General features: G+C 43.9%; 13 protein-coding genes. 1 reads left to right on the plus strand and 12 read right to left on the minus strand.

Going from position 1 to position 10,388, the window contains the following annotated elements:
- The 4 genes from ACLTD4_RS31125 to ACLTD4_RS31140 all read right to left on the minus strand — a co-directional run.
- Positions 1-910, minus strand: a 910-nt coding sequence (locus ACLTD4_RS31125) for a type IV secretory system conjugative DNA transfer family protein (protein ID WP_412331840.1), incomplete at its 3' end; no start/stop codon positions are given.
- Complete coding sequence (locus ACLTD4_RS31130; protein WP_412331841.1) at positions 907-1,593, minus strand: hypothetical protein; 687 nt, start codon at positions 1,591-1,593, stop codon at positions 907-909. The genes ACLTD4_RS31125 and ACLTD4_RS31130, both read right to left, overlap by 4 nt.
- Before the next feature lie 6 nt (positions 1,594-1,599).
- Complete coding sequence (locus ACLTD4_RS31135) at positions 1,600-2,232, minus strand: hypothetical protein (RefSeq protein ID WP_412331828.1); 633 nt, start codon at positions 2,230-2,232, stop codon at positions 1,600-1,602.
- Positions 2,216-3,025: a hypothetical protein gene (locus ACLTD4_RS31140; RefSeq protein ID WP_412331829.1), complete on the minus strand. Its 810-nt coding sequence runs from the start codon at positions 3,023-3,025 to the stop codon at positions 2,216-2,218. The genes ACLTD4_RS31135 and ACLTD4_RS31140 overlap by 17 nt, the downstream gene beginning before the upstream one ends.
- 128 nt (positions 3,026-3,153) lie before the next feature.
- Between ACLTD4_RS31140 and ACLTD4_RS31145 the strand changes: the two genes are divergently transcribed.
- Positions 3,154-3,480, plus strand: coding sequence for a helix-turn-helix domain-containing protein (locus ACLTD4_RS31145; RefSeq protein WP_412331830.1), 327 nt, complete (start codon positions 3,154-3,156; stop codon positions 3,478-3,480).
- A gap of 109 nt (positions 3,481-3,589) precedes the next feature.
- Here the strand turns inward: ACLTD4_RS31145 and mobP3 are convergent, their stop codons facing one another.
- From mobP3 to ACLTD4_RS31185, 8 genes are all read right to left on the minus strand, one after another.
- Positions 3,590-4,804 carry a MobP3 family relaxase gene (mobP3, locus tag ACLTD4_RS31150; RefSeq protein ID WP_412331842.1) on the minus strand — a complete coding sequence of 405 codons (1,215 nt, stop codon included), beginning with the start codon at positions 4,802-4,804 and terminating at the stop codon, positions 3,590-3,592.
- A gap of 47 nt (positions 4,805-4,851) precedes the next feature.
- Positions 4,852-5,886 (minus strand): DUF5688 family protein, encoded by a 1,035-nt coding sequence (locus ACLTD4_RS31155; protein WP_006771470.1) that lies wholly within the window; start codon positions 5,884-5,886, stop codon positions 4,852-4,854.
- 31 nt (positions 5,887-5,917) lie between these two features.
- Entirely contained in the window at positions 5,918-6,388 is a 471-nt protein-coding gene (locus ACLTD4_RS31160) for a ribbon-helix-helix protein, CopG family (protein ID WP_006771471.1), read from the minus strand.
- Positions 6,385-7,176 (minus strand): phosphoadenosine phosphosulfate reductase family protein, encoded by a 792-nt coding sequence (locus ACLTD4_RS31165; protein WP_167594004.1) that lies wholly within the window; start codon positions 7,174-7,176, stop codon positions 6,385-6,387. Before ACLTD4_RS31165 ends, ACLTD4_RS31160 begins: the two co-directional genes overlap by 4 nt.
- A gap of 403 nt (positions 7,177-7,579) precedes the next feature.
- Complete coding sequence (locus tag ACLTD4_RS31170) at positions 7,580-8,227, minus strand: JAB domain-containing protein (RefSeq protein ID WP_006771474.1); 648 nt, start codon at positions 8,225-8,227, stop codon at positions 7,580-7,582.
- Complete coding sequence (locus tag ACLTD4_RS31175; RefSeq protein WP_147335879.1) at positions 8,182-8,502, minus strand: hypothetical protein; 321 nt, start codon at positions 8,500-8,502, stop codon at positions 8,182-8,184. The genes ACLTD4_RS31170 and ACLTD4_RS31175 overlap by 46 nt, the downstream gene beginning before the upstream one ends.
- Positions 8,499-9,509, minus strand: coding sequence for a DUF3991 domain-containing protein (locus tag ACLTD4_RS31180; protein ID WP_029467356.1), 1,011 nt, complete (start codon positions 9,507-9,509; stop codon positions 8,499-8,501). The genes ACLTD4_RS31175 and ACLTD4_RS31180 overlap by 4 nt, the downstream gene beginning before the upstream one ends.
- Before the next feature lie 10 nt (positions 9,510-9,519).
- The coding region (locus ACLTD4_RS31185; RefSeq protein ID WP_412331833.1) for a hypothetical protein at positions 9,520-10,388 on the minus strand (869 nt) is incomplete at its 5' end.

Consider the following 10,388-nt stretch of genomic DNA (forward strand, 5'->3'; position numbering starts at 1 on the left):
CTAAAAAGGCCGATGTATACTCATAAAGTTCTGCTTTGGGATCACTGATCACCATACTTTCTCCGGATAGCGCCATCAGGCAAATGGATTGTAGAACCAGAGTTCTTGTTTTTCCAGAACGAGTGGCTCCGATCGTCAGGGTATGGCTGTCATCCGATATATAGTGAATCTTCTCTCTTCCCCCTTCCTTTTTCATTCCAATTACTATTCCTCCCCTATCCATAAGGCAGTATGGATCCTCTTTTCTGTCCCATTCTAACTGCGGTACTTTTCGAGGTTCCGGCGCTGCCTGCCTTTCAATCGCCGTTTGAAATTGATAATCGACCAGTTCAAAACCTTCCTCTTCTCCTTTCTTTTCGATTGCCTTTTCTCTCGTCTCCTTCTTTTCTATGGGAACGACAACGGGATTCTTTCTTCTGTCCTTTAAATGAACTCCGTTCTCTGTTTCCTGCTTACCATGATTCGGCCCTTTCAAAAAATCGAGTCCTTCATACCCAGTCCTTATCAACTGCTTCACTACCGGATGAGAGGGATCCAGCCAGAACACATCAAATATCTGATCCTTTTCTTTCTCTCTCAGCCACCTGGCTGACCCGTGCTGGTACTGTCCAACTGCCACCGGCGTCTCAATATCCTCCGTTACCTTCACAAGATCGCTCTGATACGACCGGCTGTTTTGAATAAAGAATAGCAAACACGCCAAAAGAATCATACCTTCAAACGCCAGAAACAGAAAACGCTGCTGTCTCTGTTCTGCAAGCCCCGAAAGGCATGCTCCTATTGGCAGTAAAACCAGGGTACGGTACTGGCGAGACATAAGTCCATGCAGTGATGCGGTAAAATATAGGTTGAACAAAGAACCTATTCCAATCAATGCAGTACTTAAAATGATCTTTTCCTTCTGTTTCATAACTCTGGCCCTTCACCTTCGTAAGTTACCCTGTTTCCCTGATTCATTCGAAATTCCGGATAAAGCTGTTGCAGCATTTCTAAAACTTCCGGCCGAACCTCCCCCAGAATCTCTCTCCTGGATACTGCCATACGATCCTCGTCAATTGGATGATACAGATGAACCGTATCACTGAACTTTGCCCCCGGCCCACAACCTGGGCCATGGCTGGCATACCAAATTTGATTGCGTGGCATACGGTATTCCGGTTTTAAACTGCTGTAAGATAGTACAACCAACCGACTTTCATAGTTTCTATTGTGGCTTTCTTCAATACAATCTCGTTCTGACAGTAGCTCATTTCCATCTATGCTGATCGGATAAGATTTTATTTCCAATGGCTTCGGCACATAAAAAACGGGAATGTTATGCTCCTTTGCAAAATTGATTTCTCCCCGCATTCCCTCACTGTGAATCTTTCCCATAACCCAGAGTTCATCTGACTTTTCCAGCATATTGAGCCCCATCTCCAGCCCAGCTTTCCTCTGCTCTGGAATCGTGTCAGGATAAAATTGTGCAAAGTAAAGGTGCGGCGCAAACGCAACCACACCCGATTCCAATGCATTTTTACAATATTGTTTTGCAAGTCTGATATTCGTTTCATAATCCCCTCGATAGGGGCTGCATAGGTATACCAACCGCATACGGCACTACCTCCTCTTCGGTGCATAAAAAACAAGAAGTTCCGTCCGGTCTTTTAAAAAGTCAAAATGCAGGTAGTAATCCCGGATCAAATAGTCGCTGTACCGTTTATCAATCGCGTAAAACTTTCGCTCCACGAAATCTACAATTGTTGTATCTGGGATTTCTTCTGCAAGACGATCATTATAGGTATCAAGCAACTGGCTAAGACAATTCTTGCAAAACAGTTTACCTGCCTTCTCTTCTTCCAGATTACTATTTTCCCCTGGCATAACGCTTCCTTTTCCAAATCGCCTTCTTTGATCCGTCGAAACAGCAACCGCACTCCCACCATCTCCTACCGTTATCAAATGATAACTGGAGCCGCTCACTTCTTTTTCTGATTTTCCACCATCGGCATCGCTCAGAATAGGAATATCCAGAATCTGTCCCGTATTCACGTTCATGAATCCAATCGAATCAAACTCACCGTAATGCCCCATCAGCCCTCCATTTCCACATAGATAGCAGCTATTATCAGCTTCCCGCGAAACATCTGTGTTTGCCATTTTTCCAGAACAAGACGTTATAACCAACCAGCTAAGAACAACTACGCCTCCCACCATACCGGCATAGAATCGTCTTTTATGGCTCATATCCATAATCTATATTCTCCCCATAATCATCATCTAACTGTTCCATGGGTTCTGTATCCCGAATCGTCTTCTCTTCCTCATGCCTGTTCAAAAAATCTCCAGGCATACCATTGCTTTCCGGTATCTGCTCGGCTTCCGGCACGATTTTATTAAAGGCGTGTCGATACGCAGGATAGCATGTACATAACGTGGATATTAAATCAATCTCCGACGCAATACAGTCCTGGCATTCATGGAAGATTCCCTTTAACTCATAAAGAGGAATGGCGCATGAATCAGCGGAATAATACAGATAACCGTTTCGTTCTTCTCCATACTCATATGCCATAGGAGAGAGGAAATTCTCTGCAACTGTTTTTTCAACTGCAAATTCTATGGAATCATTTTCTGTCTGACCCTCCCGATTTACAAAGTATATCCCATTACGAACCTTACAGGCACTTTCTCCTTCTGATGGCGGCGGACATTCTCCAAAGTATTCAGGCAGGCTGATCCGTCCGTGCTGTTTGATTTCTTCCATCTGTTCCACAAGCTGCGCTTCTAAGCGGCGGCTGAATTCCAATCTCTTTTGCAGTATTTCATAAAGAGGAATATCCATGGTATTATCTTTCCCATAGTAAAGATATTCTCCCTCCTCATTTCCAGCTTCGATAGCCTTAGCCGATACCGTCTGATCTGCCTTCTCTTTTCCTATTACGATTCCTTCCCCATGCTCTGCATAGATGTAATACACATTCAAGGCAATCTCGACACATGTATTGATATTGCCCCAAATAGATGCTCCCTGTGGCTGCTGCATACTTTTATACCTCCTGTTTTGATTCGATTTTACCATAATTATAAAGTTGTATCTACCACATGTGTAGATATCTTATATTTTATTCTCTTATCCCACATAATAATAGTGTGGAAAGTGAGGATCATAACATGAAATTAAACGATCATTTAAAGCAACTTCGTACCTCCAAAAATCTCAGTGTTTACAAACTGGCCCGTATGACCGATGTATCGGAAAATCACATTCGTTCCATTGAAAAAGGCAATTCTCAGCCATCCGTCTTTACGTTAGAAAAGCTGCTGACTGCCCTCGGAACAAACCTTGCGGAATTCTTTAACGAAGAACAATCCGTTCTCTACCCCACTGAAATGGAGCAGGAACTGCTTCTGGCAGTTCGACGCTTAGATCCGGAACAGACCAAAGCGTTAATCCAGCTGGCAGCTTTGATGAATCGGGATGAGAAAAATCCGCTTTAACGCTCCAGCATCTGTCCCAGCCCCCAGGCCCCAAACAATTGATTGATCGCAAAAGGCCGCTCCGGTTTGTGGATTCGACCTTCGACTTCATCGAAAAACCTCCTTACTTTTAATGCTCAAATCCTTTATCCTGATTCTTCAAATACCACTCTTTTTGACCTTCTTTGGAAAGCTGGAGTGTTCCCGACCTTCGCCCTTCTGCAAACTCTTCTTTGGAATCCGTCACCCCTGCAAGTATCTCCAGACTCTCTAATACAATCTGTTCTGCATAAATCGCTTTCCGGTCCTGGATGTACTGCATTGTCCGCATTTCACCCTCCAGCCGGATCACCATGCGCACGCCGCTTAAAACTCGGTTTGCCAGTACCTTCCTGGCTTCTTTCTCATATCCTTCTGCTTTTTGAGCCAAGTATGTTGTATCTGTAGAATAGAAAGCAGCCTGGCCTTTCTTTGCTTCACAGTAGGCTTCCACCGCATCTCTCACCGGTTGACAATGGCGGATCATATCTTCTACTACCGCATCTACCTGCATTTTCGCCTCTGGTGAAAGCAATTGATAGGCAATCCTTCCATTTTCCGGCATGGCTCGCCGCAGCTTCAGCAAACGGCTTCCAAGATCATTTACTGCTTTTTCTGAAAACGCCAATTCACAGTCCAATTCCTTTTCCAGCGCTTTGCTGATCTTTTGATATCTGCCAGGCTTTAATCTGCGCAAATACCGTTCAAATTCGTCTACCATCTCATCGGTAATCTGTCTCATGGCGCGCAGGTTCTCATCTTTTTTCTGTCCATATAAGCGGATTTTATCGGCAAATGTGTCTTTTATCATCTGCCTGCGTATCGCCGCCGGAATCGCCGGCGGCACATATGGATTCTTCGCCCGAATCGAAGTGTCCCAGAATACCACATGAATATGAGGATGCGTTTTTTCTCCATGAACGGCGCAGGCCCATTGAAGGTGCTCCCTTTTCATCCTGTTTTTTTCTGCAATCGTCAGGATATGATTTTCAATATAGCGCTGCCAGCTTTTCTGATCGTTTAGAAGAAGTTCTTTGGCCGTCTCCTCCGAAAAAGACACCACACTGCGGTACATGGTGATATTCTTTTTTGAATTGGCATAGACCAGCCTTGCAATCTCTTTCCAGTCTTTAAATTCCTGGATGGGCCCCGGCTGCATCTTCCCAAACAATCCGTGACACATACCTTCATTCTTCAGTACTCTGGGCCTGGTTGCAATGTAGCGGATATGAGCGTAATTTGCTTCTGGCGTATCTTTTCGGTTCGGGCTCCGGTGGCGTTGTTTGTAAATTAGTATGGAAATAATTCTTCTCCTTCTTTTACAACATTACCGCTTCAAATTCCATCTTACTCCTATCTTTCATGCTCCTCATTGGCGATAACTTCATCAGCATAAGACGCATATACATCCTCGCTCATGTTTCTCTCTTCCATACCAGAAAATCCTTGATCCATATGATCCCATGTTTCCTCTCTTTCGCTGACCTGGTAAAAACGCTCATTTTCTCTGTCATACGCATAGACCTGATCGGAAAGAATATCTCCTTCCGGCACGGACTCATCATTCACTGACCTTACCGTGGACTGTAGTTCCTCCACATTTATTTCTCCATCGTCTTTCATCAATAACACTTCGTGAATACTACTGGGTAAAATGAAGTAATTTCCCTGAAATTTATCTCCAATTGTTTTTAAGATATCCGGATAGAGAATTGTTGCAGCACCATTCACGATATTGCTATTGGTGAGATAATAAAAACGTTTTTCCTTCATTTCTTCCGGATATTGCTCAGGTACAGGTTCTGCCCTAAAAAGAAATTGACCAGCATCTGCTATGATAAACGGATATTTCTTCATATTTTGTTCCAAAGCAGCCTGATACAACTGTTCCTCACGAATCCCCCAAATATCCAGCATTTTGTTTGTTACCTTTACGCTTTCAAATCCGTCCCTGTTACTTGCAACCTCAATCCGGTAAACAACTGCAAGATCTGTTTCCGGAATTTTTCTATGTGTGATTACTTGAAGCTGGCTCTGATTCCTTTCTGCATTAAGAATCTGAACAGAAAGCCGCTCCTTGATCCCTTCAAAAGAATTCAAGTTGATTGCTTCCATTTTGTTCAATTGCTTTTCCGATTTTCGCACCGTCGCCGCGATGTCTTTCATAATGGGTTCCATATCTCCCGTACCCATGTAAGCCACATATGCCTTATCCAAAAAGATATTGGTCGAGTATTCTCTATCCGGTTTACTAAGAACCAGAGCGTCCACTTCCTCAAATAATTTATTTTCGGTTTGCTCAATCTTCATGTCGATCTCTGGGTCCATTTCACCCAAATAGTCCTTGATATGACCCAATACATAACTCTTAAATTCTTCGTAATTCATATAGATCCCTCCTGGAATTCGTTTTTTCTGGTTATAATTTATCTGCCAAATGCATCAGAAAATCGGTATCATACAAAAAGCTGTTGATCTGGAAGTCTTTCTTCTGCATATAATCGACTCCCAGAACAACAGCTTCTGATACCATATGTTCCATTTCCTCCAGACTCCTCCGGTCTGCAAGATGAATCAATACCTTTACCAGCAGGAAAAACATGGCCGCATTGATTTTCCCTGTCTTCATTAACATTTTTGCCAGACGATCTGTACTGTGATCACTGATGGCTTTGATATCCTCCACATGATAGACCGCTGTGATCTCCTGCCGGATTATTCTGGCAATGAAGTCTACCTGTTCTTCATAACCATTTACCTTCAGTCCTTCTTCCACAAAGTTCCGGATTAATTCGGAAGTCGTCGTATGTTCCCTGGCAGCCAGCTTGTCCAGTGTTTTTAATGTTTCCGAGGGAAAATTCACAGAACGCTTTTGGGTTTTCTGATTCAATCTTCATCATCTCCTTCCGGAAAAAGATCAAACAGGCATAATTGATCCGAATCCATTCCCCGGCCTCCATTTACCCACCAATCGTAGAGTTCCTGTCCCGTTTTCCAGCCATGGCGGCTCGGCGGTTTGTTCTCCACACATTTCTGAAATGCATTGAGGTACATGCGTTTAAATTCCGGATTCTTCTCCAGTTCATACTTATTATCTACCATCGGACAGCCCACACAGCCAATTCTCTTGTGCCCTTCCTGATACAAAGGATTGGTAACAATCTGGTATCGGTCAATAAATTCCCACACCTCCGTTGTCGTCCAGTCAATGATCGGATTCACAATTACTTTTCCTTTCACCTGGCAGATTTCCATCAGTTTCCGTTTTGCATCGTTATCATTTTGCAGCTTAATCCGATCCTTCGTAGTCCGCTGGATCTCATAGGCCGCCCGATTCTGTTTTCTCCTGGCGCTTTCCTCCCATCGCACTCCGGTAATAATATACCGGTTGCAGTTCTGCGATTCTTTCGGCACATTACAACACCAGCGCCGGTGACGCAGCGGCGGCCCTTTTAGCGGAATCAATTCCCAAAAGGTGGTCCGCTTTCCTTTATAAGTGGGATAACTGACCGTATAGGAAATTCCCAACTTCTCCCACCGTTTTTTCTCCCTTCTCACGTAATATACGGTTTCCGGATAGTCCACTGTCGTATGGTTATGTACAATTTCAAATGGTACACCTGACAGATATGCCAGCTGCTTAATCACATTGGAATCTTTTCCTCCACTGTCACACACCACAAAACCTCTCGGGTCATTTAGTATTGCCCGATCAGCTAATACTCGGATTCTTTCAATCGCAACCTCTACTTTATCAACTTCACCAAACAATGTAATATCGTCGAGGATAAGACACCTCTTTCATTGCTCGCTGTCTCTTTTCTTGTCATTAAGTCTCGATATCCTTGAAGTTCCAACCATAACCCGCAATTTATACGGGAACCCCGTTGCAGGCTTTGCCTGCAAGCTGTTTTACCGGCGGGTGGAACCCGCCTATTCCTGCCTTAAGCCAAAATCAAAGATTTTGTTCCTAAGTTTTTGATGTCCCGCAAGCGGTCCATCATTCGCTGCGCTGCTTTCAAAAGCGGAAAAGAATATGGTCGGCGCCCTTACCTGTACTCCTCCTCTCCGAGCATTATTCCTAACGCTCATAACCGTTTTCCTCACTTTCGTATAGATTTACCATTGCTATCCCATCTTGAAACTGGTGATCTGCTGGTATGATTCCCTCCTGGTACAAAGAGACTGCCCTGTCTGCTCCAACAATAATATGATCAAATACCTTTATTGCCAATGCACCGAGCGCATCCCTCAATTGATTTGTAATAGCAATATCCTGCTCGCTTGCCTTCAATGAATTCCCCGGGTGGTTATGAGCCAAAACAACTCCTACTGCGTCTAGCTGAAGCACTCTTTTTAAGAGTTCACGGGTAAAAAAAGGTGACCGGTCCACGGTCCCTTCCGCAACTTTTTCGCAGGATATCACCCCACAACCGGAATCAAGATATGCACAAAGGATCATTTCCCGTTCCCTGTAATATGCCAGTTGCGAAATAAAATATTCTTTCGAACGCTCACTGCCACTTAGTATGATCCGTTCCTCCCACTCGATTTTCCTCAACGATTGATATGCATTTAAAAATTCTCTTAGCTGAACGATCTTTTTATACTGCGCTTCCGTCACCCCCGCCGCAATCGGGTGGTCAACGATATGCAATAAATCAAACTGCTTGGAATACTCCTCTATTTTCCTTTTACTGATTCCGGTGATCCGGCTGAATCCGTCCATGAAATGTTCCCGGCTGGTTCGGACTGTCTCCATGATACATCCCTTCCGTCATATGACTCCAACATGGCAATTGCCTCCAATTTTCTCTCAGTCTCTACTGACAGCCCCAGCACAGGATATTCCCTAAGCAAAGCAGTGAATGGATACTTCTCTAAAAAAGTCTCCATTTCTGTCTTTTCTTCTTCATCAACCTCTAGCAGTGAAATCAAGAGATCGGCCAGCAATATCTCCATATGCTTTTTCCCTATCTTTGTTTCCCCTGTTCCTCCCATCACCGTTCCATTTCCTCCCCCTTCTTTTCCTCCTGTTCCTGCTCTGGAAAATGGTAGTATTCCATCAGATCCTGGTTAAAATCCTTCAAGTGCGGTGTCTGAATCGCCGTCCAGTAACCCAGTTTCTCATATTTCTTTTTCATTTCTTCCGCTTTTACCTGACCATGATTATGCGGCGTCCCATCCGGCAGATGGCCCTCGCTGTCATTGTCATAGCAGAAAACAATCTCCTTAATCTCCGGATGGTTTTTCAAAAAACGTTCCAATGCGCGATCCGAAAGGCAGCCCTCTGAGATACGGTAATCCTTCGTCCAATCAATCCCAAACCGCTTACACAATGTAGCGTGACTAATGGCATCAATCGGTGCTTCAAACTCGTATACCCGTTTGCTTCTGCCAGGCATAAGAAAACCATAAGTCTTATCAGAATTTTCAACATCCTGTCGGAATCCCCCATGGAGTTTCATTTCCCTCAGAGAACAATAACGGGGCGTATCCTCCTGATCGTAGCCCACGAATGCACAGTTAATATATTTCTTCCCATTGATCTCCTGTCTCACTTGAAAAATCCTGCCCTGATCCATCAACGCATAGACAATATCCTCATCCAGTTTCCGATCGCTTACCAGATATAATGCGGCCCGATTATTATTTCTATCACGGGGCGGCAGAACCATCTTCTTCGTTTTCTCTTTAACGGGTTCCGCAACCGTAAACGTGGAACCGTAAGCGCGGCTTCCCAGGACGCTCTCCATGGCTTCCACCTTGCTCAGTCCAAAGTATTCCATGGCAAATTCAACGATATTTCCATGTTTCCCCGTTGTGAACCAGTGAAATCCACGGCCATGCTTAAATAAATACAACCCACCGCTGTTCTTTACGTGGACCGTATTTGCATCACCCTTTTCAAGAATCAAACCATTTTCTACTGCAAAATCAATGATATTCGTATTGTAAATTTTTTCGACCTCTTCCTTTGTAAATGGCATCGGTTTCTGTTTAGTAACCATGTCAACCTCCTCATTGTTCCATACAATCCTCATAAAAACTCTCTGATTTACTTTCTAGCACTTCATCAACAGGAGTATCTTCGGGCCGCTTATCTTCTTCCATCTGAAATTCAAGTTCCAGAGCCAGATGAACCTGTTCTTTTAATAATTCTCTTAACTTTTCCTCATCTTTAAATGGTTTGGACAACTCCAGCTTTGCAGCCTTTAACTGTTTCTCCAAATCTTCCAGCTTCACTTCCATATCCAGTTTTAGCTCATCCAACCTTCCGATCGTATTCTCAATCCTTGTGATATTTCCCAAACTAGATGGACCTGCGGTAAAACCGTATATGCCTTTTCCAGTCAGTTCAACATTAATGATGCCGCTAATGCCACGAGTCAAAGAGATCGTAAATCCCGCGTAACTTCCAATCACCAAAGTGTCTCCCTCACTTTTTCCCAGTCTCCAAAACAGGAGTTCCAAATGATCACTGGCGTCACTCCTGCCTCTGTGGGCCTTATGCTCTAAAGTCATAGAAAAATCCACTCTCTTGTTTTTGTGGTAGCGTTCTACATCGACTCTGTATTTTTCAATCTGATCCCGACATTTCTCGATCCGGCTTGGATAACTGAAAATCACATCATTTTGAAGCTCCTGGTGATTGGCTTTCCAGGAGGCTTTCAGTGTCTGTAAGCGATAAATTTCATTATCTACTTCCATTTTATGTTTCATCCTGGGATCTGCAGCCAATGTCTTAAACTCTGCATATTGCAGTACCGTTTCATCGATATCCTCACAGCTTCTGGCCGCTGAGCGTCCCGTCATAATCTGGCTGATATACTTCTGCTTCTGCTCTAAAATCTGCCACAGATAAGCGTCAAACGTCTGCTCCGTAATAT

The sequence above is a fragment of the Hungatella sp. genome (assembly GCF_046966825.1).

Excerpts from the sequence above, each read along its gene's own strand:
- ACLTD4_RS31145 (WP_412331830.1), top strand. The coding sequence starts at position 3,154 with ATGAAATTAAACGATCATTTAAAGCAACTTCGTACCTCCAAAAATCTC.
- ACLTD4_RS31130 (WP_412331841.1), bottom strand. The coding sequence starts at position 1,593 with ATGCGGTTGGTATACCTATGCAGCCCCTATCGAGGGGATTATGAAACG.
- ACLTD4_RS31155 (WP_006771470.1), bottom strand. The coding sequence starts at position 5,886 with ATGAATTACGAAGAATTTAAGAGTTATGTATTGGGTCATATCAAGGAC.
- ACLTD4_RS31135 (WP_412331828.1), bottom strand. The coding sequence starts at position 2,232 with ATGGATATGAGCCATAAAAGACGATTCTATGCCGGTATGGTGGGAGGC.
- ACLTD4_RS31140 (WP_412331829.1), bottom strand. The coding sequence starts at position 3,025 with ATGCAGCAGCCACAGGGAGCATCTATTTGGGGCAATATCAATACATGT.
- ACLTD4_RS31170 (WP_006771474.1), bottom strand. The coding sequence starts at position 8,227 with ATGGACGGATTCAGCCGGATCACCGGAATCAGTAAAAGGAAAATAGAG.
- ACLTD4_RS31180 (WP_029467356.1), bottom strand. The coding sequence starts at position 9,509 with ATGGTTACTAAACAGAAACCGATGCCATTTACAAAGGAAGAGGTCGAA.